Genomic DNA, 22,939 nt, shown 5'->3' on the forward strand with positions numbered 1-22,939 from the left:
TATGGATAAGCAAGCACAAATATTTAAAGATTTTTTTTCTAATGTGGGGTGCTCTAAGGATAATTTAATTGCCGGACCTTGTTCTATTGAATCGATGGAGCAGCTTTTTTCAAGTGCAAGTAATATTAAAAATTTAGGTTATAAGTATTTTCGTGGAGGTGCTTTTAAACCAAGAACTGCTCCCAGTAGCTTTCAAGGTTTAGGAGTACAAGGACTAGAGTACATGAAAGAAGTAGCAGATAAGTTAGAATTGATATCAGTATGTGAAATTATGTCAAAAGAACAACTAGTATGTGGATATGATTACATTGATATTATTCAAATTGGTTCTAGAAATATGCAGAATTTTGAGTTGTTGAAGGAAGTATCAAAGATAGAAAAAACAGTTATTTTAAAAAGAGGGTTAATGTCCACAATAGAAGAGTTCGTAGGAGCTGCAATGTATCTTCGTGAACAAGGAAAGAAAAACATCATTCTCTGTGAAAGAGGTATACGTTCTTTTGATGTTGAAACAAGAAATACTCTGGATATAATGTGTGTCCCTATTATGAAAGAAAAAACTGGACTACCTATAATAGTAGATGTTTCGCATTCTACAGGTAGAAAAGACTTGCTTTTACCTGCTGCAAGAGTAGCTAGAGCGGTGAACGCTGACGGTATAATGATAGAAACTCATCCAAATCCAGAAACTGCTTTATCAGATAAAGAGCAACAAATAGACAATATAGAATTTGAAAAATTTTCAAACGACTTATGGAGGGATACGTATGAATACTGAAAACTTATGGTTAAACTTTACTAATATTAATAATTTTGATGAAAATCCTTTTGTTATTAATAAAGCAGAAGGTTCTTATGTCTATGCAAATAATGGAAATAAATATGTAGATGCAATATCTGGAATTTGGAATGTTTCTCTAGGATATTCTAGGATAGATATTATAAATAGAATTACTTCTGCTTTGAATTATTTGCCTGCGACTGCTTTATTTGGCCGGACCTATCCAGATTTAATAGATTATTCAAATAGATTAATAAGTAAATTGCCAGAGTTCGATAGAGTATTCTTTGGAACTGGTGGCTCTGATAGTGTAGAAACCGCCTTGAAAGCTGCACAAAATTATTGGTATCTTAAAGGGTTGAAACAGAAAAAAAAGATAGGACATTTTAATTACAGTTACCACGGTGTTTCATTAGGCACAATGAATGTGATGGGAGAACGTCCTAATAGAGAAGGTTGTGTTTTGGATGAAGAGAACTACTTTACTTTAGATTTACCCGACCAAATGTCAGATGCTTCAATTATAGAGCAAATTATTAGTAGTGATGTAGAGCAGATAGCAGCAATTATTGTAGAACCAATTATAGGTTCGGGAGGGATATACGTTTTTTCTGCAGAATTTTTACAAAAATTAAGAGACTTTACAATTCAAAATAATATTTTACTTATTTTTGATGAAGTTGTGACAGGATTCGGCAGAACGGGATCTTTGTTTGCATATCAGGAACTAGGGGTAATCCCTGACATACTTGTTCTGGCTAAGGGAATTACTGCAGGGTATGCACCGTTAGGTGTTACAGTCTTTACAAGTAAAGTTACAGAGCCATTTAAAGGTGATAAAAAATTTTTACATGGGTATACTAATGCTGGATCTGTAGTAGGTATAGCAGCTGCTCAAGCAGTGCTAGATATTTTTGAAAATGAAAATATTTTAGAAAATGTCAATATACAGTCAAACAAAATATTTAAAAAATTATCAATGTTAAAAGAGAAGTATCCAAGGAGTATTAAAAGCATTCGTGGTAAGGGATTAATGATCGGAATCCAATTAGTTGAGCAGAGTCAAGAAGGCTGTGAATTGGACTATTTTTATCAGTTGCTAGAAAAAGAACATATTATTAGTCGTTCAGCATACCAAAATGTAGTAGTTCTAATGCCACCACTAACTTCAGATGATCAATTTATTACTGACTTGCTTGAAAGAATAGAAAGAGTGGTAGATCAATATGGAGAAAAATACGAAAAATAAAATAGCACTTGTAACAGGTAGTTCTCGAGGAATAGGAAAATCTATTGCTCAAAGTTTAGAAAAAAAAGGATATACAGTAATTTACCATGCTAAAAGTAAAAATTCGTTGGATTTTCTTCCAAGCGATAGTCAAATCTTTATTTCTGATTTTTCTAAACCCGAAACACTTTTTGATAGTTATGAGAGACTATATAATAAAGTTGGTAATATTGACGTACTTGTTTTAAATGCAGGAATAGGAAGGCCAGAGCAGTTTTTAGAAGAAGATAGCTATTTGGAGGAAATTATTAAGATTAATTTAACAGCTCAAATAGTGCTATCTCAAGCACATTTAAAAATGCATGCTAATAATTTATCTGAGGGTCAATTAATTTATATATCTAGTATAGCAGGAAAAATATTAAGACCCAATTTCCCCTTCTATTCTATGACAAAAGCTGCAGTATCTCACTATCTTAAAATAATGAGTCAGCTCTATTTAAAACACAGAGTTAGAATAAATATCATATCACCAGGATCTATAGAAACAGATATGACAAAAACTGCAGTTAATCAATTTGCTTTGGAAAAAGACATAACTTATGAACAAGCAGAAAATGAACTGTATAAAAATATAAACTGTCAAAGTAGATTGGGGAATGTTGAGGATGTTAGTAATATGGTAGATTTCTTGGTATCTGAAAAATCTAGTTATCTCAATGGTGAAGATATTAGCTTGAATGGGGGATACAAGTATGCTTGACGAGATAAAAATAGAATCAAATTTAAAAACTTATAAAGTGATTTTTTGTGATACTCCTAATGAGTATTTAAAAAAGAATATTAATGAGGATACAAAAATATTCTTAGTGACAGATACCAATGTATATTCACTGTATAAAAGTTTTATTGAGAAATTAAGTTCAACATTTTGTGTTGAAGTGTATATTGTTGAAGCTGGTGGAAATAGCAAGAGTATGAGTAATGTATCTAAAGCGTATTCTAAACTAATAAACAAAAATTTTAAAAGAAATGACATTACTTTAGCTTTTGGAGGAGGAGTTATTGGCGATTTAGCAGGATATATCGCAGCTACTTTTAATAGAGGAATGAGATTTATCCAAATACCTACAACATTGCTAAGTCAAGTAGATAGTTCTATAGGTGGAAAGGTCGCTATTCACTTTGAAGAATTGACCAATATGATAGGGACAATTTACCCACCTGAAGTAACTCTAGTTAACACAAAATTTCTTAATACACTTCCTGATCGAGAACTATACTGCGGATACAGCGAAATTATAAAAATAGCCTATTTACATGATCACAAATTATTTGAAATTTTACAATTATATTCAGATGATCTATTAAGACGTACAAATGATTCATTGCTTAAAAGAGTTATTTATCAGGCAATAGTATTAAAAAAAGAAATTGTAGTAAATGATGAATATGAGAAAAAAGAGCGATTAAGCTTAAATTTTGGCCATACATTGGGTCATTGCCTCGAGACAGTTACACAACACAAATCCCTTCTACATGGGGAAGCAGTTGCAATTGGGATGTCTTTTGAAGCAATGTATGGATATCATATCTATAACTTAGAATACTCTCAACTCAATTCATTATTAGATGTTTTAAAGATATACCATTTACCCACGACATTTAATATTATAAAGAATAAGAATTCAGTTGAGAACTTATTAGAAATAATGAAAACTGATAAAAAAAATGTTGGAGATGAAATAGCTTTAGTTATTCCAACAAAAGAATCATACAGAATAGAAATGTTAGATTATAAATCAAAGATTTTAAATAATGAATTAAAAATATTTTTAGGAGTTTAACTATGAAAATACTTATTGCTAAAGGCGGATCAGAACAAGAAAAAGATATAGCTGACAGTGCGGCTCTACGTATTGAAAACGAGCTAAAAAGACATAATATGGAGGTTTCTACTGAGGAAATAGCAAATGTATTGAAGAATACGGATATTATTACTGAGTATGATTTTATTTATATTATTTCATATGGCGGTATAGGAGAGAATGGGGCATTCCAGGCAATCGTTCAAGAAAAAGGAGTACCATATTCTGGATCAATAGGTACAGTAAGTGCAATGTCCAAAGATAAGTATTTTTTCAATAAAATATGTACTTTACTTGGAATTAATATTCCTAAATTTTTTTCCATATCTTCAAATTCATGTAGGAAAGAATTTGCTTTAAAAATGAAGGAATCAGGTTTGCAGTATCCTGTGATACTTAAGCCTAGATTTAATGGAGGTTCAAGTGTTGGAATAAAAAAAATATATAATGAATATGACTATGAAGAAGCTATTTTAGAGAATAAATTTATTGATGATTACTTTTTAGTACAGGACTATGTAGATGGAGATGACTATATTAGCGGAATCATTAGGAACAATCAAAAAGTTGAATTGATTTCTGTGGGTAAAGCGAAAATCAATAAAGATGAAAATTTTTATTGTAGATACACCAGCGGCTCCCCTCTTTTCACTCTATTAAATAAACAGAATGACTTTTTAATAAGTGAAATAAAAAAAATAAGTGAGAAAATTGCTGATTTTTTTGAAATTGGTGGTATGGGATACATTGATTTTCGAGTGAAGAATAATATTCCTTATGTTATTGAATTAGGCGTTATGTATGGGATTTCAGAGTATAGTATTATACCGTTCTCTGGTCGAGAAGCTGGATTAGATTTGTATGATTTAATATGTTTCGATATAAAACAGTCATTAAGGAGATGTGGGGTGAACTATGGACAGCTCTAAAAGAACGTTTTATTTAATAACGTTTGGAGAATTTATTTCAAACATTGGTGATAGATTTCAAAAAATAGCATTTCCTATACTAATATATAATATTACACAGTCCTCTGCTGCATTGAGCAGTATGGTCATTATAGAAATGTTACCACAACTTTTTTTAGGGTTTATAATGGGGTATATTCTTGATAGGTATAACCGAAAGCTTAGTATGTGTATAGCAATTTTGATTCAAATGGTATTGTGCCTATCTATACCATTTGTTCATAAGTATGATGGTGATTTGTTGTTATATTATATAATAGCATTTTCATTACCTGCATTTGCTATATTTTTTCAAACTAGTTTTTCAGTGGTTTTGCCTACTTTATTTTCAAAAAATGATTTACAAAAGTTTAATTCTCAATTTCAAACAGTAAGAACCTTTTCTAAATTGCTATCGCCAGGTATAGCAGGTATGTTAATGACAAAAATTTCTATTGACTTTATGTTTGTGTTAAACGGCTTAACGTTTTTAGTATTATTGATCATTTTAATAATTTCAAAAATTCCAGAAATTGAAATAAATGAAGAAAATGAAAAGCTTAGTACAATATTCAATGGATTTATAATCAACTTTAAAAATTACTATTTAAGAATTGCGTTGCTATTTACTATTGTAATAAATATATGTATGATAGGCTTTAATTCGTCTATAATTTATTACTTAAAATCAGAATTGATGTTGAATGATCAGTTAATAGGCATAGTTTATTCTATTTCTGGTTTAGGTAGTCTATTAGGAGCTGTATGTTTATCTACAATTTTAAAAGATAAATCAGTGATGAAAACATTAACCATATCTATGTTAATAATTCCAGTATTTGTAATAACAAGCGCGATATTTAATAACTGGATTATTTTTGCAATTTCGTATGCATGTATGAGTTTTATGATTACAGTAGCTTCAGTATCTATAACGACTTTACAGCAGCAGCAAAGCGATGAACAAAATCTCGGTAAAATTTTATCTAGTGCTTTTGTTATTTCAATGACATTAGCGCCTCTTGGTGGGATTATCAGCTCTTCTGTCTCAGCGAATTATAGCTCTTCTTTTAGTTTGATTATATTAGGAACAGGGGCATTAGCATTAGTACTATCGATATTTATTATTAATTTTGGGAAGTATAAGCAGGTGAAAAAATGAATATTAAAAAATTTGAAGATTTCAATATAGAAGATATTTATTTAGAAATGGAATCAGGTTTTTGCATAGAGAAACATGAAGTAAATCATACACTGATTATACAATTATTTAATGGTGATATTGATCTTTTAACAAAAAGCTATTGTAAATATTTTAATTATGACAGAGTTGTTGTTAAAGATTTAGAAGAACTTTTTAATGGAATAACTATAGACTATGAATCTATTATTATTGTTGATTCTTTTAATTCTTTAGACTATCAAAATTTGACTAAAGTTGTAGGTTGGTCATGTGAAAAAAACATTTCAGTTGGCCTGATAGTTGGGAATGAAAAAGATATTGCATATCAGATGTATAAATCTATAAAATATTCGAAAAATTTAGAGATTGTTAATAAAAGAATGGTTTTAACCCCAAAGTACACTGATATTCAAATGGGAAATCTAACTATATCTTCTGTTTATAGTCCCATAGTAAATAAACACTTTTTTTCTAAACAAAAAATTTTTACAGGAATTTTTGGAGGTGGCAGAATAGACCAGCTTTCTATAGGTAGCAGGTTAGTACTAACAGCAGAAAATAAAGATGAGTCTACATTGCAACCTGATAATTTAAACACTGAATTTTTAATGATAAATGGTTGTGTTTTAGGTAATACGTCTCCAAAAAAATTTGAACGAAAAGGAAGAAATATTTTATCAAGAGATATATTAAGAAGCAATATTGTTGGATATATTGCTCCTTTTGCTACTAAATTATCAGATGAGGAAGAATTGGAAATATCTCAAGCTATTTTTGAATCTGGTTTTTCTATAGGTATGACAGCTCTATACAGTAATTTATATTGTATCTCACATAACTTATCACCAGTTTATGCATATTATGGGGATCCTAATCATATAGAAAAGAGATTAGATAATAATTACTGCGTTAAAAAGATAAAAAAAGAATCAAAACTAATGACAAGTAAAACTAAATACTTTTATTTCGATACTAACATAGGGGAAGAAATAGTTGTAACGAGAAAGAGTACTGGGAATTTGATTGATAAGATAGAATTGATAGATTTCAATTATAATCAAACAATTTATGATATCAGTCGGTTCAAAAAAAATATAAAGGCTAATCAAAGCATAAGTAAACTATTACCGAATACAAATGAATTCAAAAAAATACTAGTGAAAAATCAAGAGCTATATTATAATCTCGAAAAAAATTTTTACCTATTAGGAAGTAATACAGCACATAATAAAGATATTGTTAACAAGATTAGTAATATACAAAAAAGCAATGAATTATTAACTGATAATATTATGGATTATTGGGAAAAGAATATTGCAAAAGATAAATATAGGTTGTATGATTTACACTTCGGATATAATCAGCGAAGTGAAGTGCAAAAAAAATATGTATGTCCAGTTTGTAATGATTATGAAGTTAGTGAAATATTAAGTATAGACTACTTCGATTCATATAGTAGATATATTAAAATATGTCCCTCTTGTTCTATTATAGATGATCAAGCAGATAAAACGCTTGATCTAAAGGTTGTTCAATCTTCTCTGATAGATGATATGGTTGAAGTAGATGTTAATATGTTTAATAATTCTAACTTTAAAATTTGCGTTACTGCTTCCCTTTGTGTTAGAGGTATGAAAACAGTGAAACAAGTAGAAAATGAGAGGTATGAAATTGAACCACATTCTTATATAGAGGTGAATCTGAAACGGAAATTTAAACAAAGTGATTTACTCAAAGATATTGTTTATGCAACAATTTTATGCTTAGTTAATGGTGGTATATATTTATTTAAAAGACAGTTCTATGTTTAGGAGGCTATTGAGATGAAATTGGGAATTTTTTTTGGAGGTCAGTCAACAGAGAGAGAAGTATCTTTTAACACTTGTTATAATATTTATAAGGTTTTATCTGGAGAGATAGATATTGAGCTGTTTGAGTTAGACCTTGAAGGAAAAATATGGATGATAGACAGTACTTTTTTTACTAAATCAAATTGGAATTATAAGGATATTGGAATGTACAGAATGAGCTGTGTTGCTGAATATGACGTGGATATATTCATGTCACTAATACATGGAAATTTAGGGGAGGATGGCGGACTACAAGGCCTGTTTAGAAGTTTAAATAAACCTTTTGTCGGCTGCTCTACATTAGCATCGGCACTTTGCATGGATAAAGATATTACTAAACGTATTCTAGATTATGAAGGAATAAATGTTGCTGATTGGTTAGTTATGAAAACAAAAGAGTCCTACACTTATGAGGAAATTATTGAAATTTTAGGGTGTCCTTTTTATGTGAAGCCTGCAAGCTTAGGGTCATCCGTAGGAATATCACGAGTAGCCACAAAGAAAGAATTTTTGGAAGCGCTAGATGTAGCATTTACCTTTGATAAAAAAATTGTTCTGGAAGAAGAAATAAAAGGTATAGAGATAGAATGTGGTGTAATTGGTAATGAAAAAGTAATTGTAAGTGAAGTTGGAAGTATTGAAACAGAGGAAGAAGGGTTTTATGATTATACAAAAAAATATGTAGATGAACATGGCGCCATCTTAAATATTCCAGCTTCAATATCTAAAAACTTAAAAAAAGAGATACAGGACTTGTCAAAAAATATTTATGGTATGTTAGAATGTCAAGGTATGGCAAGGATAGACTTTTTTGTTGATCAAAATGAGATGATTACGGTAAGTGAAGTTAATACAGTGCCAGGATTTACGAACAGTAGCATGTTTCCCTTACTGTTCAAAGAAATAGGTATTAGCTATAAAGAATTACTACTAAGTTTAATTAACTATGGTTTTGAAATGTATGAAAATAATAATAAGGTTAAATATGAATTATAGTTTGACAATATAAATATTTGTGTTGTATAATTTATGTACCGGGTTGGCGGAACTGGGATACGCGCTTAGATTACAGCTAAGTTAGACATGAAATGTCTTTTGGGGGTTCGAATCCTCCACCCGGCATAAAATTTGAACAGTAAAGTACTGTTATATAAGTATGTCTACTGATTTAGAAATTATACTTTTTTTGAAAATCGTTTAAAATTACTCTCAAACTATATAATATAGTTGAATTTCTTTTATATTTTAATTATTTTTTGAGGTACATAAAATATCTAAAAACTCAGGCTCTTTGTCACTTTCACGACCAGTTAAACTGGTTTATTTTTTTCGATACTTTCTATCTGAGAACGGATCTTCATATTCTCTTACGCTTAATTTATCAACTGCTTGGTCGTGTTGCTCCTGCTCTCGAATATACTTTGCGATTGTTTTTTCATTCAATCCCACCGTACTTACATAATAACCTTCTGCCCAAAATTTTCGATTTCCATATTTATATCTCAAATTTGCATGTTTCTCGAAGATCATCAAGGCACTTTTTCCTTTCAAATAACCCATGAAACTTGATACGCTGATTTTGGGTGGGATGCTTACCAACAGATGCACATGATCGGGCATCATATGTCCTTCTATGATTTCTATTTTTTTGTATTTACACAACCGCTGAAAGATTTCTATCAAGTCTTTTCTCACTTGATTGTAGATAACTTTTCGTCTAAACTTTGGAGTGAAAACAATGTGATACTTACACATCCATTTTGTATGCGCTAAGCTATTTGCTTTGTTTGCCAAAAATACCATTCCTTTCTTTTTGAGCCTGAACACTCTTGTTGTAAAGGAATGGTATTTTTGTTGGTAAAACCACTTGTCTCTACCCGCATAGCGGGTAGTTTATTTGTTTCGGACAAAGTTCGTCCGAAACTGGGCATCTAGGCCCATAAGTAAATCAAATCTGGGTCAGAATGAACCTCATTCTGACTCAGATTTTTTGTTAATGACTTTAGTCAGTTGAAATCTCTAAAGAGATTTCGACAAAAAAACCACGCGTACTGCGCGTGGAGGTCAGAGCTTTAGCGATAAAAACTCCTTTCGATATAATAGATAAAGGCTACCAACCGTTATCAAATCGAAAGGAGTTTTTGAATGTCGAACGACGATAAAAGTTTAGCACATACTCGTTGGAATTGTAAGTATCATCTTGTGTTTACACCAAAATATAGAAGAAAAGTAATCTATGGTCAATTGAGGCGAGATATAGGGAAAATACTAAGAAAATTGTGTGAGATGAAAGAAGTCGAAATCATTGAAGCGCATGCAATGCCCGACCATATCCATATGTTGGTAAGAATTCCACCGAAGTTGAGTGTATCAGGTTTTATGGGTTTCTTAAAAGGAAGAAGTGCAGTAATCATTCATGAACGTCATGCGAATTTAAAATACAATTATGGAAATCGATCCTTTTGGTCAAAAGGCTATTATGTGAGCACTGTAGGACTGAACCAAAAAACGATAGCAAAGTATATACGAGAACAAGAAGCAGAAGATCGAGTAAGGGATAGTATAAACAAAAGAGAGTATAAAGATCCATTTAGGAAGTAACAGCTAGATAAGAATAGAAAGGTAGCGGTTGGCGGTCTCTAAAAAAAGCTCCCTTAAAGGGAGCAGCAGGTAGCGAGCCCTTCTAGGGCTATTAAAAAGCCACCCGCTATGCGGGTGGATATTTACTCTATAGAAGTAAATAAATAAAATAAATAGATTATTAAACAATATGTGAAAAAATAATCAATAGAAACGTGAAATTAATTGCTGATTAAAAATAAAGCGTTTACAAAAATTGTTGAGGTTCATATAATTTAGTTGTAAAATTAATGATTTATTTCTACTTCTTGTAACTAATTGCAGAGGGGGAGAGAGGTAATGGACCTAGAAAAAATTCATTTTATGAAAGAAGTAGCAATAGACTACTACATTAATAATTTACGTCAGAATCAAATTGCCAAAAAACATAGCATGTCTACATCAATGGTGTCACGACTCTTAGATGAGGTAAAAGCAGAACAGTACGTGAAATTTAAATTTGATTTTCCAACAATATCTGATAAAGAGTTGTCTAATCAGTTAATGAAAAAATATAATTTAGATTATGTATTTGTTGCACCTGAAAGTTCAAATAATTTAAATCTTGTTTTTGATGATTTAGTTTTAGGCTTAGGAGACTACTTATTAAATATTGTAGAACACAATCATAATATTGGAGTTTCTTGGGGAAAAACAATGTTTCAACTATCTGAAAGGTTAAGAATAAAAAAAGAGTTAGAAAATGTGAGTGTTTATCAGTTACATGGTGGTGTTTCAAATATTAAAACAGATACAAAAAGTTTTGATATTGTAAGAAATTTTGGGAATGTTCTCAATGCCGAATGGTTTACTTTACCAGTACCATCAATTGTAGATAGTCCTGAAATTGCTTCAGTTTTATATCAAGATTCATCTGTAAGAGAAGTAACTAAAATGTATGAAAAGCTTGATGTGGCTCTCTTTAGTGTCGGAACAATGTCAGAAAATGAAATGGGAGTTAAGGCTGGTTACTTTACTAAAGAAGAATTCGCAGAACTTAGAAGTGAAGGCTATGTAGGTGATATTTGTTCCAGATATTATGACAGAGAAGGAAATCACCCGAACAAAAAACTATATGAGCGAATTATGGGAATTGATTTAGAAAAACTAAAGAAAATCGAACATCGTATTTGCGTAACGGTTGACTTTAGAAAAGAAGTAAGTATTCGTTCAGCTATTAATTCTGGATTAATCAGTTCGCTGTTTATTGATCATCGAACTGCTAAATTATTAATTGAAAACAATTAGGAGGATGGACAATGGGATTTTTAATTGGAATTGATGTGGGGACTTCAAATGTAAAGGCAGTTCTTTTTGATAAAGAAGGTCACGAAAAGAAAGTGGCAATGAGAAAAAATGCCCCCCTCCACCTAGGTGATAGTAAAGTTGAACAAGATATGAATGTTTTATGGGACAAGGTATTAAGTTGTTTGAAAGAAGTGTTAGAATTTGCAAAAGTTAACAAAATTTTAGGAATTGGGTTAACTGGTCAAGGAGAGGGATGTTGGTTAGTTGATAAAGAAGGAAAACCTATATCACAATCCTTATTATGGAGTGATGGTCGCGCTAAGGGCTTGGTAGATAAAATTGTAGATAATAAAGACCTTTATAATACTATTTATTCTCATACAGGAACACCGCCATTAACAGGAACAGCATTAACATTATTAATGTGGAGTAAAGAAAATCGTCCAGAAATTTTAGAAAAAGCTGATAAGATTATGTTTGCTAAAGATTGGATTCGTTATAAATTAACAGGTGAAATCGCTCTTGAATCATCGGATGCAGGAACATCATTATTAAATATTGATACTTTAAAATTTGAAGAAAGCTTATTTGATAAAGTTGGATTGTCTGAGTATAAACATCTAATCAGTTCAGTTAATAAATCATATGAAATTGCTGGAAATTTAACACCTGAAGTGGCTAATGTACTTAATTTACCAGAAGAAACACCTGTTTCATATGGCGCGTTAGATGTTATTGCAACAACAATGGGTGTTGGGGCAATACATCCAGGAGATATTTGTACTATTTTAGGAACAACTTGTGCAACTAATATCGTGACTGATGTCATTGAAGCTGGAAAAGAGAATTCACGTTTTGAAAAACATATTTTAGATAATATGTATGTTGATTTGAAACCAACTATGTCAGGAACAACTAATATTGATTGGTTATTCCAAACTGTTGCAAAGGATTTATCTTATCAAGAAGTTGATGAAAATTTAATTACTTTACCACCAGTACCTACAGGAGTTATCTATCACCCGTACCTAAGTACTGCAGGAGAAAGATCCCCCTTTTATGATTCAAATGCACGTTCTAGTTTCTTTGGTTTAAACAACAGAACTGATCGCTTCTCAATGATTAAATCAGTTTATGAAGGAATTGGATTTTCAATTAGAGACTGTTTAGAATATGCCAATGTAAATGAAAATAGTGTTATCTATTTAGCAGGTGGTGGTGCTGCAAGTAAAGCATGGAAACAAATCATAGCCGATATTACAGGATTAACGATTGTTGTTTTAGAAGGAACTGAGTTTGCTGCTAAGGGTTCTGTAATGGGGATGGCAGTTACTCTAGGATTATATGAAACTTTTGAAGATGCAACACGCTCAATGACACATGCCAATGAAATTTATCATCCAATTAATGAAAACGCTGTTATTTATAATGAGTTTTATGGATTGTATAAAACATTGCGTAATGGCTACACGGATTTATGGGCTGAGAGAACTAAAATCTTAGAAAAATTAAATCGAGGAGAGTAAACATAATGAAAATATTATTTACAGCTGAATATGATCCATCATATTTAGAAAGATTAGAATCATTTGGAGAAATTGATATTCAAGGATGGGCAAAAGGTATTGCTAAATTAACTGAACAGGAATTAGTTGATTTAGTAAAAGATAAAGACATTATTATTACAAGTTATGATGATATCACAAAAAATGTTATTGATGCAGCGCCAAATTTAAAATTAATTGCTTGTACAAGAGCTACACCAGTTAATATTGATACGACATATGCTAAAAAGAAAGGCATCAAAGTAATTTATACACCAGGTAGAAATTCTGATTCAACAGCTGAACATACAATTGCTTTAATGTTATCAATTTCTAGAAAAATTCCAATGGCTTATAAAGCGTTAAAAGATGGTAAATTTACTTCTGAAACAAGTGGGAAAGAAGCTACAAAAGACGGTTTACGTGAAGATGTTGTTTGGGGATTTGATGATAATAGTCCATATGTAGTTTTTAAAGGATTCGAATTAAAAGGTAAAAAACTAGGAATTGTTGGATTTGGAAGTATTGGCCGAAAAGTTGCTAAGCTAGCTCGTGCTTTCGGGATGGAATTACTTATTTTTGATCCATTTGTAGCTAATATTGATATTGATGAAGTTGGTCAAAGTAAAGTTGATATGGATACATTATTAAAAGAATCCGATTTTGTAAGTGTTCATTTAAAAGTTACAGACGAAACAAGAGGCATGTTTGATAAGGAAGCATTTGAAAAAATGAAGGATTCTGCATTCTTTATTAACTGTGCTCGTGCAGCAATTATGAATGAAAGTGATTTAATTGAAGTGTTAAGGAATAAAACAATTGCAGGAGCAGCTGTTGATGTGTTTGAAAAAGAACCAGTTTGGATAGAACATCCTTATATTACTGAGTTAGATAATATTGTGATGACACCGCACATTGCAGGAGCAACTTATGATGTTTTATCAAATCATACATTAATGATTATTCAAGAATTAGAAAGATTTACTGCTGGTGAACCATTACTTTATGAGTTCCGTTAATCAAAAGGAGAAAATAAAATGACATTAATTACAATTTTAGCTGCATTTGGTGGCGGAATATTTGGTGCTTTAATCAGTGGTACTATTTCATTTATTTTTACAGGGATTGTTGCTTTATTAGGATTTGCTTTGGCTTTAACAGTGGACAATCAAATGGTACTTTCACAAATTGCTTTTGGATCTTTCTTTGGTCCTCAAGTTGCCTTTGTTGGAGCAGTAGCAGCGACAGCATATGCTGGACGTAAAAATAAAATGGCAGGATTTGATGTAAATACGCCGCTATTTGTAACAAAAGATGTAGGAAGTTTATTAGTTGGTGGTATTTTTGGTGTATTAGGTTTTGTGACCAATCATTTCTTAAGCCAATTTGGATTAGGAATTGATTCAATCGCGATTACAGTAGTTCTATACGGATTAGTTACTCGTTTCTTAATTGCTGGAGATGGACTTGTTGCTAAATACGAAGATGGAAAAAAATGGTCAGATGGTTTCCTAGATACGATATTATTTGACTCTGTTTGGGCATTGGGTCTTAGTTTAGTAGTAGGTTTTGTTGTTATTACAACAGGTCTAGCTAACTTTGGCTGGGCAATCAGTGCTGTATCTTTAATATTCTTATTCACAACGGTAAAAGGTTTTCCAGTAAGTCACCATGTAACAATGGTAGCAGGTTATGCAGCAATTACTTTTGGAAATATTTATATGGCAGCTCTCTTTGGTGTTTTAGCAGTTATTATGGGAGATTTCTTTGTTAGAACAACTAATACAAATGTGAAAAGTCACTTAGATATGCCAGCTGTTGTAATTGCGATTTTAGGGTTTATCATCTTAACATTCTTTGGATAAAAAATAAGTAAAAGAAAGAAGCGAAACAATCATGAAAATGTTAAAGGAACGCGAATTAGTAGTAGAGTATGGGAAAAAATTAATAACAAGTGGTTTAACAACTGGAACAGGTGGAAATATTAGTATTTTTAATAAAGAAGAAGGTTTAATGGCGATTAGTCCTAGTGGAATTGATTACTTTGATACTAAACCAGAAGATGTTGTTTTAGTAGATTTGGAAGGTAACATTGCAGATGGTGATAGAAAACCTTCTAGTGAATTAGATATGCATTTGATTTATTATCAAAAAAGAGATGATATTAGTGCAGTCGTTCATACTCATTCTATATATAGTACAATTATGGCTACAATGGGATGGGATTTACCAGCATCAAACTATTTTATCGCAGTAGGGGGCGGTAATAATATTCGTTGTGCTAAATATGCCACTTTTGGAACGAAAGAATTAGCAGATGAAACTTTTATAGCAATGGAAAATAGATATGCTTGTTTCTTAGCTAATCATGGTTTGTTAACAGGATCTCAAAATATTGCTCAAGCTTTTATGATTGCTGAAGAGACAGAAAGAATGGCCGAAGTTTATTATAAATGTCGCTGTGTTGGAGAGCCAATGTTATTATCAGATGACGAAGTAGATGTTATGTTAGAAAAATTCCAAACATACGGACAAAGAAAATAAACAGAAAAGGCTGTGACATAAATCTTTGAATAAAATAAAGAAACTATCAAATTTTTTAGTGACTCAAAAATGTTAAATTTTTTATAGAGTGGACTTTTTTGGAATTTTCAAGAAAAACTAGACACTTAGTTAAGAATAAGCTGGAATGGCAAGACTTTAAAATAATCAAATCTAGAAGTTTGTGATTCTAATCTAAATTTAATATTTTGATCGAAAATATTGCTCGGGTAAAACTTAGACACATACAAAACATTCCTCGACTTGAACTACAAGAAATTTTTCTCTTTATAAATAGTCAGGAAGATTAAAGTAAGTTATCAAAAAGTAAATATTACGAGAAAAGCAATGTCCCGAAACCAACATTGATAAGGGACATTGCTTTTTATGACTTTGTATCGAATTCTTCCAAGAGTACATCGAGAATATATTCCTCAACGCGGTTATAATTACTTTTTTTTAAGCGACTTAACATTACTTTCCAAGGAATGGCTTGTTTAATTGGAATGGCTACAATATCTTCAAATGAATATTGTTCAGCAATTGGAACAGGAAGGATGGAAATCAATTCATGATTAATTCGCGCAGAGTTAAGTAAAAAATCCCATGAGCCAGATTGAAGGATAATATTTTGGTGGATATTATTTTGTTCAAACTTAGCTTTTACTAAATGATGAATCATAAAGGTATCATCAAAAATTGCCATTTTTTCATTATGTAAATCCATCCAATCTAGCAAGGTATGGTTTGCTAAACGATGGTTAGTAGACATAAAGACAGCTAATTCTGAAGATTGTATTTGATAGGAATCAATTATTTTTTTTGAAATACCTTCTGGGTGTAGTAAGACAGCAATGTCGACTGTTTCTAATAAAAGATCCTGACGTAATTGATAGGCACCCGATTCCTTGATGGTAAATTGAATATCAGGATTATTTAAAATTAATTTTGGCATAATTGTTGAAAATACAACAGATAAAACTAAAGGGGGAATTCCAATAGTGATGTTCCCTTTTATATTTTGTTCATGGCGATGTAGATTTTCTTGCATATCATTATATTTTTTTATAACTTCTAAGGCATCTTGATAATAGTAATTCCCCGTAAGAGTCAATCCAACGAGTTTGCTTTGTTCTCGATTAAATAGTTTTATACCTTGTCTAGATTCAAAATCATTAATCATCATACTTAATGTAGGCTGAGAAATATATAAATTTTCCGCAGTACGACTGAGGTTAAAGTCATTTTCAACAACTGCAATGAAATAACGTAAATGCTTAATATCCAAAATTAACACCCCCAATTAGTTTTCTAAAATAAAGACTAAACATTTACTAAGATAAAGTCAATGGATTCATGGTATAAAAAAAAATTATACATACTAAAGAAATATATATTTTTCATTTCAAGTATAAGTTGTTATTCTATGAACAAGAAGGAAGCGCTTACTTAAAAAGTATGAAGGAGTCTTGTAAAATGAGCAAAGAAGTAGTAATTACTGGTGCATTACGAACCCCTGTTGGATCATTTGACGGAATATTTAAATCAGTTTCAGCTGTTGAATTAGGAAAGACAGTAGTAAAAGGACTAATCAAAGAAAATGGATTCGATCCATCTTTAGTAGATGAAGTTATTTTTGGGAATGTTCTTCATGCCGGTCTAGGCCAAAATGTAGCTAGACAAGTAGCTATACACGCCGGTATTCCTGATACGAAACCATCTTTTACTGTGGATATGGTTTGTGGATCAGGTTTAAAAGCAATTGAATTAGCTGTGCAAAGTATTCTCTGTGAAGATGCAGAAATTATTGTTGCAGGTGGAACAGAAAATATGAGTCAAGCGGGTTATGTTTTAAAAGATTATCGTTGGGGTGGTCGATTAGGTGATGGAGGAATTATTGACACGCTAGTAAATGATGGATTAACAGATGCATTTCATCGTTATCATATGGGCATAACTGCAGAAAATATTTCAAAAAAATATGATATTACTCGTGAACAGCAAGATCAGTTTGCATTAACTAGTCAAAAGCGTGCTTCACAGGCAAGTCAAAGTGGTCGTTTTAAAGAAGAAATTGTCCCCGTTTCAGTGCCACAGAGAAAAGGCGAACCGATTCTTGTTACAGAGGATGAATATATAAAACCAGGGACAACTTTTGAAAAGCTTAAGTCTCTACGACCTGCTTTTCTAAGAGATGGAACAGGAACGGTTACAGCAGGAAATGCCTCTGGGTTAAATGATGGAGCCGCCGCCGTTATCTTGATGACGAGAAGCAAAGCAGAAGAATTAGGGTTACCTATACTAGCAACAATCAAAGGATATGCAAGTGCAGGAGTAGCTCCTGAAATTATGGGGACAGGCCCCATTCCAGCAACAAATAAAGCATTAGAAAAAGCTGGTTGGAAAATTTCTGATTTAGAGCTAGTAGAGGCGAATGAAGCCTTTGCATCACAAGCATTGAGCGTGGTTCAAGAATTAGGATTAGATCCAGAAATCGTCAATGTAAATGGGGGAGCAATTGCCATCGGTCATCCAATTGGTGCGAGTGGCGCAAGAATCTTGGTAACTCTATTACATGAGATGGAAAAACGATCAGTAACTCGAGGACTTGCTACACTTTGTATTGGTGGCGGGCAAGGAACTTCCGTACTGGTAGAAAGATAGGTAGGAAAAATTATGGGAAAAGTGATTGGAATTCAACAAGCCGTTGATTTAGTAAAAGACGGAGACACGGTAATGGTGGGCGGCTTCATGACGAATGGCACGCCTGACTTATTAATAGATGCCCTGGTAAAAAAAGGGATAAAAGATTTAACTCTTATCTGTAATGATGCAGGCTTACCGAGTAAAGGGGTAGGTAAAATGATTGAAACACACCAGTTTTCTAAAATTATTGCCTCTCATATTGGGTTAAATAAAGAGGCTGGACGCCAGATGAACGCGAAAGAAACAATCATTGACTTAGTTCCTCAAGGGACACTCGCTGAACAAATTCGTGCAGGAGCATTTGGATTGGGTGGATTTTTAACACCAACGGGTATTGGAACATTAATTGAGGTAGGTAAGCAGAAAATTGAGGTAGATGGTCAGATGTATTTATTAGAAAAACCATTTAAAGCAGATGTTGCACTTATTTTAGCGGATGTAGCAGATGAGCTGGGTAATTTGACCTATCGAGGATCAGAAAATAATTTCAATCAATTGATGGCTGCTAATGCACAAACAACTATTGTTGAAGCACGAAAAATTGTACCAATAGGAGAAATTGATCCGATTGCCGTCCAAACACCGAATATATTTGTAGATTATCTTGTTGATGGAGGGAGTGGGAAAAATGAAGGAACTAACTAAAGATGAAATTCAGGAGCGAATTGCTAGACGTGTTGCGTTAGAGCTACCCAATGATTCATTAGTAAATTTAGGGATTGGCTTACCTACAAAAGTGGTAAATTACCTGCCTGAAGGGATATCGATTACACTGCAATCAGAAAATGGATTTATTGGTCTGGATAAGGCGGGAGAAATCCCTGATCCCACGATTGTAAATGCAGGAGGTCAGGTAGTGGGAATCGCTCCGGGAGGTGCATTTTTTGACAGTGCTACCTCATTTGGAATTATTCGTGGAGGGCACGTAGATGTCACTGTTTTGGGGGCTCTTCAAGTAGATGAAAAGGGCAATATAGCTAATTATCTGATTCCTGGGAAAATGGTTCCTGGAATGGGAGGTGCCATGGATTTACTTGTCGGTGCTAAGAAGGTAATTGTTGCGATGGAACATACAAATAAAGGTAAGTGGAAGATTTTAAAAGAATGCTCTCTGCCGCTGACTGCTACACAGGTTGTAGATAAAATTGTTACAGAAATGGGTGTGTTTGATGTAACACCTGAAGGAATTGTTGTAGAGGAAATCCATCCAGATTACACATTTGAAGAAGTTCAGGAAGCGACAGAAGTACAATTAGTAAAAAAATAAAAAGTGAAAAGAGGAAAATATTATGACTAAACAAGTTGTATTTGTAACAGGTGCAGCAAGTGGAATTGGAAAACAAATTGGAGAAACTTTTTTAAAAGAAGGAAAGAGCGTTGTCTTTTCAGATATTAAGCAAGAAAAATTGAACGAAGTCGTTAAAGAATACACAGCAGAAGGTTATGCAGCAGATAGCATGGTATGTGATGTAACAAGTGAAGAAGCGATTAATCAAGCAATTGATTCAACAGTTGAAAAACATGGGCGCTTAGACATTTTAGTAAATAATGCAGGCTTGCAACACGTGGCGATGATTGAAGACTTTCCAACAGAAAAATATGAATTTATGTTGAAAATCATGCTGGTTGCACCATTTATTGCTATCAAACGCGCATTTCCAATAATGAAAAAACAAGGATTCGGTCGTATTATCAATATGGCTTCTATCAATGGTGTGATCGGATTTGCGGGTAAATCAGCATACAATTCTGCAAAACACGGACTGATTGGCTTAACAAAAGTTGCTGCGTTAGAAGCAGCGGATACAGGTGTGACAGTGAACGCCATTTGTCCAGGTTATGTTGACACACCATTAGTTCGTGGACAGTTTGATGATTTGTCAAAAACAAGAAATATTCCGTTAGAAAAAGTTTTAGAGGAAGTTCTTTATCCACTTGTTCCTCAAAAACGTTTAATTGATGTGCAGGAGATTGCTGATTATGTCTCATTCTTAGCAAGTGAACAAGCCAAAGGAATTACTGGACAACCAGTTTTGTTAGATGGTGGATATACAGCACAATAACTTACTTGTAAGAATAAATGGAGAAATGAGACGAGGCCTAAGCTCTTGTCTCTTCTTCTAAATAAAGGAGTCTATTTATGGAAATTATCGCCCCAATTGGTGTGTTACTAGGTGTAGCTGCTATCATTTATTTTTCAATAAGAGAAATTAATATTATTGTTGCCGCACCAATGGCAACGATTTTAGTAGTGTTATTGAATAATATGTCTATTGTCGATTCCTTATTGGGAAAAGAGGCAAACAATTACATGGGTGCACTATCTACCTATATTATGAATTACTTTGCTATTTTTCTACTAGGATCTATTTTAGCCAAACTAATGGAAACAAGTGGTGCAACTGTCTCTATAGCAGAATTTATTTTAAACAAAGTAGGATATGATAATCCTTATCGTGTATTGGTAGCCATATTTTTGATTAGTGCAATTTTGACATATGGCGGGATTAGTCTATTTGTAGTAATGTTTGCAGTTCTCCCATTAGCTCGATCATTATTTAAAAAAATGGATTTATCTTGGAATTTGATTCAGGTTCCATTATGGTTAGGAATTGCAACTTTTACAATGACTATCTTACCTGGAACGCCAGCAATTCAAAACGTCATTCCCATTCAATACTTAAACACATCATTAACAGCAGCGCTGATACCAAGTATTTTAGGTAGTATCGGCTGTATTGTATTTGGCTTAATTTACATGAAGTATTGTTTAAAAAAGAGCTTGGCAAAAGGTGAAACCTACGCAACTTACACAAATGGACATGAGGAAGACGTAGTCAGCAAGAAAACGCCTTCGTTTATTGCTAGTGTTGCTCCTCTGGCATTGCTGATTGTTGTAGCGATTGTTGGGAGTATGGTCGGGAATGAGTTTATGAAAAAAAATATTATTTATATCGCTTTACTGACAGGAATTGTTACGGCATTTATCTTGTTTTATGGGTATATAGATAATAAAATCTCTACATTAAGTGTTGGTGCAAGCGGCTCAATAGGACCAATTTTTGCTACTGCATCTGCTGTTGCCTTTGGTGCAGTCGTTATGATTGCTCCAGGATTCGGTATCTTTTCAGACTTGATTTTAAATATTCCGGGGAGCCCGTTGATTAGTTTGACTGTATTAACGTCAGCAATGTCGGCCATTACAGGTTCTTCATCAGGTGCTTTAGGGATTGTGATGCCAAACTTTGCTCAATATTATCTTGATGCGGGACTTAATCCAGAAATGATTCATCGAGTGGCAGCAGTGGCTTCTAATATTTTAACTATTGTTCCTCAAAGTGGTGTTTTGTTGACCTTCTTAAGTTTGACTGGACTTAATCATAAAACTGGATTTAAACAAACATTTATTACGGTATTTGGAAGTACTTTAGTGGCTGAATCTATTATTATCGTAGTAGGATCTTTTTTATAAAAAAACAGATTAATTAGCTTAAAAACTTAATAAGCAAAGGTATTTAAGAAAATGAAACAAAAAATACTACTAAAATACTACTAAGAAGAGTCTGAATACAACAAAATATAAGCATTAAAAACACTGATTCATTAAGATGGAAATAATAAAACAGACAAAAGATAAATATGTCTATTCAAAGAATTTTAATGTTTTATCACTATTCCTAACTATCTTATTAAAAATGAAGCTCACAGGAAACAGGCGAAAGGAAAATAGAAAGATTGACAAATAAACAATATATAACATTGTTTGTATAGTGTTTTCATTTACTCCCCTATAGAATAAGATAAGTATCAAAATTTCTCTAGAAATTCTCTAGAGGTTAATAGAAGGAGTAATGTAAATGAATAAAAAGAATATTTTTGTTGCGACGGGAATCGTACTCATCGGTATGTTTTCTTATAGTCCTTCAGTTTTAGCTACTGGACAAGAGACGACAGCTACAGTAAATATGAAAGCAGGAACATTAACTGTTAGTGTTCCTGAAAATGTAGAAATGAGTTCGCATACTATAAATGGATCAAATGGTAGAGTTGGAGAAGTTACACCGTCAGTTATCGAAGTAAAAGATTATCGTGGTAGTTCTACAGAAGGTTGGGCATTAAACGCTGTAGCAAATTTTCAAGACACAACTGATATGCAAGTTGCTGTGTCACCTAAACTATTATCTAACAATACAGTTGCAGGTGTTTTACCAGCATACACAAGTATAAATTGGCATAAAAAGGTTGTTGTTATATCTGATGACTATATTGCTAATGCTGAACCAATTACTAGGTTTAATCCAGGGTTCGAATTTTATATTCCAGCCGATACTAAAGCAGGAACTTATACAGCACAAATTACTTGGGATTTGGTTACTAGTCCTACAGTTTAGAGATTTTTTAAATAATCAACCCTATCGTTTAAT

At 32.4% G+C, this 22,939-nt stretch carries 22 protein-coding genes and 1 tRNA gene; 21 read left to right on the forward strand and 2 right to left on the reverse strand.

Translation table 11 applies throughout. The features are described 5' to 3' along the window. Window position 1 precedes the first annotated feature (1 nt). The 9 genes from IGI80_RS06145 to IGI80_RS06185 all read left to right on the forward strand — a co-directional run bounded on the left by IGI80_RS06145 (window position 2) and on the right by IGI80_RS06185 (window position 8,979). Entirely contained in the window at window positions 2-778 is a 777-nt protein-coding gene (locus IGI80_RS06145) for a bifunctional 3-deoxy-7-phosphoheptulonate synthase/chorismate mutase (protein ID WP_438722902.1), read from the forward strand. After that, window positions 768-2,030 (forward strand): aminotransferase family protein, encoded by a 1,263-nt coding sequence (locus tag IGI80_RS06150; protein ID WP_438722904.1) that lies wholly within the window; start codon window positions 768-770, stop codon window positions 2,028-2,030. Before IGI80_RS06145 ends, IGI80_RS06150 begins: the two co-directional genes overlap by 11 nt. Next, window positions 2,008-2,772 (forward strand): SDR family NAD(P)-dependent oxidoreductase, encoded by a 765-nt coding sequence (locus IGI80_RS06155; protein WP_438722905.1) that lies wholly within the window; start codon window positions 2,008-2,010, stop codon window positions 2,770-2,772. The genes IGI80_RS06150 and IGI80_RS06155 overlap by 23 nt, the downstream gene beginning before the upstream one ends. After that, a complete protein-coding gene (gene aroB / locus IGI80_RS06160; RefSeq protein ID WP_181039535.1) occupies window positions 2,765-3,856 on the forward strand; it encodes a 3-dehydroquinate synthase in 1,092 nt (363 codons plus the stop codon). Before IGI80_RS06155 ends, aroB begins: the two co-directional genes overlap by 8 nt. A 2-nt stretch (window positions 3,857-3,858) precedes the next feature. Then, window positions 3,859-4,806, forward strand: coding sequence for an ATP-grasp domain-containing protein (locus IGI80_RS06165; RefSeq protein WP_438722907.1), 948 nt, complete (start codon window positions 3,859-3,861; stop codon window positions 4,804-4,806). After that, window positions 4,793-5,986 carry an MFS transporter gene (locus IGI80_RS06170; RefSeq protein WP_438722909.1) on the forward strand — a complete coding sequence of 398 codons (1,194 nt, stop codon included), beginning with the start codon at window positions 4,793-4,795 and terminating at the stop codon, window positions 5,984-5,986. The genes IGI80_RS06165 and IGI80_RS06170 overlap by 14 nt, the downstream gene beginning before the upstream one ends. Beyond that, window positions 5,983-7,818 (forward strand): hypothetical protein, encoded by a 1,836-nt coding sequence (locus tag IGI80_RS06175; protein WP_438722911.1) that lies wholly within the window; start codon window positions 5,983-5,985, stop codon window positions 7,816-7,818. Before IGI80_RS06170 ends, IGI80_RS06175 begins: the two co-directional genes overlap by 4 nt. A 12-nt stretch (window positions 7,819-7,830) precedes the next feature. Beyond that, complete coding sequence (locus IGI80_RS06180) at window positions 7,831-8,853, forward strand: D-alanine--D-alanine ligase family protein (RefSeq protein WP_438722912.1); 1,023 nt, start codon at window positions 7,831-7,833, stop codon at window positions 8,851-8,853. A gap of 38 nt (window positions 8,854-8,891) precedes the next feature. Continuing rightward, window positions 8,892-8,979 (forward strand) — tRNA-Val (locus IGI80_RS06185). Window positions 8,980-9,177: 198 nt separating this feature from the next. Here the strand turns inward: IGI80_RS06185 and tnpA (IGI80_RS06190) are convergent. Continuing rightward, on the reverse strand, window positions 9,178-9,660 hold the full coding sequence (gene tnpA, locus IGI80_RS06190) for an IS200/IS605 family transposase (protein WP_174520530.1): 483 nt from the start codon (window positions 9,658-9,660) through the stop codon (window positions 9,178-9,180). A 342-nt stretch (window positions 9,661-10,002) separates the two neighbouring features. On the opposite strand from tnpA (IGI80_RS06190), the gene tnpA (IGI80_RS06195) reads away from it, so the two are divergent. The 6 genes from tnpA (IGI80_RS06195) (at window position 10,003) to IGI80_RS06220 (ending at window position 15,812) form a co-directional block, all read left to right on the forward strand. After that, window positions 10,003-10,458 carry an IS200/IS605 family transposase gene (tnpA, locus tag IGI80_RS06195; RefSeq protein WP_002411089.1) on the forward strand — a complete coding sequence of 152 codons (456 nt, stop codon included), beginning with the start codon at window positions 10,003-10,005 and terminating at the stop codon, window positions 10,456-10,458. A 318-nt stretch (window positions 10,459-10,776) separates the two neighbouring features. Then, on the forward strand, window positions 10,777-11,724 hold the full coding sequence (locus tag IGI80_RS06200) for a sugar-binding transcriptional regulator (protein WP_438722914.1): 948 nt from the start codon (window positions 10,777-10,779) through the stop codon (window positions 11,722-11,724). A gap of 11 nt (window positions 11,725-11,735) precedes the next feature. Beyond that, window positions 11,736-13,250, forward strand: a complete 1,515-nt coding sequence (locus IGI80_RS06205; protein ID WP_438722916.1) for an FGGY-family carbohydrate kinase — start codon at window positions 11,736-11,738, stop codon at window positions 13,248-13,250. Between the two features lie 5 nt (window positions 13,251-13,255). After that, entirely contained in the window at window positions 13,256-14,287 is a 1,032-nt protein-coding gene (locus IGI80_RS06210) for a 2-hydroxyacid dehydrogenase (RefSeq protein ID WP_438722917.1), read from the forward strand. A gap of 18 nt (window positions 14,288-14,305) precedes the next feature. Continuing rightward, entirely contained in the window at window positions 14,306-15,133 is an 828-nt protein-coding gene (locus IGI80_RS06215; protein ID WP_438722918.1) for a hypothetical protein, read from the forward strand. A gap of 31 nt (window positions 15,134-15,164) precedes the next feature. Beyond that, the gene (locus tag IGI80_RS06220; RefSeq protein WP_438722919.1) at window positions 15,165-15,812 is read left to right on the forward strand and encodes an L-fuculose-phosphate aldolase; all 648 of its coding nucleotides are present in this window, start codon (window positions 15,165-15,167) and stop codon (window positions 15,810-15,812) included. Window positions 15,813-16,194: 382 nt separating this feature from the next. Here the strand turns inward: IGI80_RS06220 and IGI80_RS06225 are convergent, their stop codons facing one another. After that, entirely contained in the window at window positions 16,195-17,097 is a 903-nt protein-coding gene (locus IGI80_RS06225) for a LysR family transcriptional regulator (protein WP_438722920.1), read from the reverse strand. Between the two features lie 188 nt (window positions 17,098-17,285). On the opposite strand from IGI80_RS06225, the gene IGI80_RS06230 reads away from it, so the two are divergent. The 6 genes from IGI80_RS06230 (at window position 17,286) to IGI80_RS06255 (ending at window position 22,906) form a co-directional block, all read left to right on the forward strand. Beyond that, window positions 17,286-18,473, forward strand: a complete 1,188-nt coding sequence (locus IGI80_RS06230) for an acetyl-CoA C-acetyltransferase (RefSeq protein WP_438722922.1) — start codon at window positions 17,286-17,288, stop codon at window positions 18,471-18,473. Between the two features lie 12 nt (window positions 18,474-18,485). Continuing rightward, a complete protein-coding gene (locus tag IGI80_RS06235) occupies window positions 18,486-19,160 on the forward strand; it encodes a CoA transferase subunit A (RefSeq protein ID WP_332115584.1) in 675 nt (224 codons plus the stop codon). Further along, the gene (locus tag IGI80_RS06240; RefSeq protein WP_438722924.1) at window positions 19,144-19,782 is read left to right on the forward strand and encodes a 3-oxoacid CoA-transferase subunit B; all 639 of its coding nucleotides are present in this window, start codon (window positions 19,144-19,146) and stop codon (window positions 19,780-19,782) included. Before IGI80_RS06235 ends, IGI80_RS06240 begins: the two co-directional genes overlap by 17 nt. Before the next feature lie 22 nt (window positions 19,783-19,804). Continuing rightward, a complete protein-coding gene (locus tag IGI80_RS06245; RefSeq protein ID WP_438722926.1) occupies window positions 19,805-20,578 on the forward strand; it encodes a 3-hydroxybutyrate dehydrogenase in 774 nt (257 codons plus the stop codon). Between the two features lie 77 nt (window positions 20,579-20,655). Then, complete coding sequence (locus IGI80_RS06250; RefSeq protein ID WP_438722928.1) at window positions 20,656-21,987, forward strand: GntP family permease; 1,332 nt, start codon at window positions 20,656-20,658, stop codon at window positions 21,985-21,987. Window positions 21,988-22,372: 385 nt separating this feature from the next. Then, entirely contained in the window at window positions 22,373-22,906 is a 534-nt protein-coding gene (locus IGI80_RS06255) for a hypothetical protein (RefSeq protein WP_438722930.1), read from the forward strand. The last annotated feature ends 33 nt before the right edge of the window (window positions 22,907-22,939 follow it).

Source organism: Enterococcus sp. DIV1420a, assembly GCF_051712165.1.
GTDB lineage: Bacteria > Bacillota > Bacilli > Lactobacillales > Enterococcaceae > Enterococcus > Enterococcus faecalis.

What these genes read in the sequence shown, in the direction of transcription:
- IGI80_RS06245 (WP_438722926.1), top strand. Translation starts at nt 19,805, where the DNA reads ATGACTAAACAAGTTGTATTTGTAACAGGTGCAGCAAGTGGAATTGGA.
- IGI80_RS06210 (WP_438722917.1), top strand. Translation starts at nt 13,256, where the DNA reads ATGAAAATATTATTTACAGCTGAATATGATCCATCATATTTAGAAAGA.
- IGI80_RS06165 (WP_438722907.1), top strand. Translation starts at nt 3,859, where the DNA reads ATGAAAATACTTATTGCTAAAGGCGGATCAGAACAAGAAAAAGATATA.
- IGI80_RS06215 (WP_438722918.1), top strand. Translation starts at nt 14,306, where the DNA reads ATGACATTAATTACAATTTTAGCTGCATTTGGTGGCGGAATATTTGGT.
- IGI80_RS06170 (WP_438722909.1), top strand. Translation starts at nt 4,793, where the DNA reads ATGGACAGCTCTAAAAGAACGTTTTATTTAATAACGTTTGGAGAATTT.
- IGI80_RS06220 (WP_438722919.1), top strand. Translation starts at nt 15,165, where the DNA reads ATGAAAATGTTAAAGGAACGCGAATTAGTAGTAGAGTATGGGAAAAAA.
- tnpA (WP_002411089.1), top strand. Translation starts at nt 10,003, where the DNA reads ATGTCGAACGACGATAAAAGTTTAGCACATACTCGTTGGAATTGTAAG.
- IGI80_RS06180 (WP_438722912.1), top strand. Translation starts at nt 7,831, where the DNA reads ATGAAATTGGGAATTTTTTTTGGAGGTCAGTCAACAGAGAGAGAAGTA.
- IGI80_RS06150 (WP_438722904.1), top strand. Translation starts at nt 768, where the DNA reads ATGAATACTGAAAACTTATGGTTAAACTTTACTAATATTAATAATTTT.
- aroB (WP_181039535.1), top strand. Translation starts at nt 2,765, where the DNA reads ATGCTTGACGAGATAAAAATAGAATCAAATTTAAAAACTTATAAAGTG.
- IGI80_RS06230 (WP_438722922.1), top strand. Translation starts at nt 17,286, where the DNA reads ATGAGCAAAGAAGTAGTAATTACTGGTGCATTACGAACCCCTGTTGGA.
- IGI80_RS06155 (WP_438722905.1), top strand. Translation starts at nt 2,008, where the DNA reads ATGGAGAAAAATACGAAAAATAAAATAGCACTTGTAACAGGTAGTTCT.
- IGI80_RS06255 (WP_438722930.1), top strand. Translation starts at nt 22,373, where the DNA reads ATGAATAAAAAGAATATTTTTGTTGCGACGGGAATCGTACTCATCGGT.
- IGI80_RS06205 (WP_438722916.1), top strand. Translation starts at nt 11,736, where the DNA reads ATGGGATTTTTAATTGGAATTGATGTGGGGACTTCAAATGTAAAGGCA.
- IGI80_RS06250 (WP_438722928.1), top strand. Translation starts at nt 20,656, where the DNA reads ATGGAAATTATCGCCCCAATTGGTGTGTTACTAGGTGTAGCTGCTATC.
- tnpA (WP_174520530.1), bottom strand. Translation starts at nt 9,660, where the DNA reads ATGGTATTTTTGGCAAACAAAGCAAATAGCTTAGCGCATACAAAATGG.
- IGI80_RS06240 (WP_438722924.1), top strand. Translation starts at nt 19,144, where the DNA reads ATGAAGGAACTAACTAAAGATGAAATTCAGGAGCGAATTGCTAGACGT.
- IGI80_RS06200 (WP_438722914.1), top strand. Translation starts at nt 10,777, where the DNA reads ATGGACCTAGAAAAAATTCATTTTATGAAAGAAGTAGCAATAGACTAC.
- IGI80_RS06175 (WP_438722911.1), top strand. Translation starts at nt 5,983, where the DNA reads ATGAATATTAAAAAATTTGAAGATTTCAATATAGAAGATATTTATTTA.
- IGI80_RS06145 (WP_438722902.1), top strand. Translation starts at nt 2, where the DNA reads ATGGATAAGCAAGCACAAATATTTAAAGATTTTTTTTCTAATGTGGGG.
- IGI80_RS06235 (WP_332115584.1), top strand. Translation starts at nt 18,486, where the DNA reads ATGGGAAAAGTGATTGGAATTCAACAAGCCGTTGATTTAGTAAAAGAC.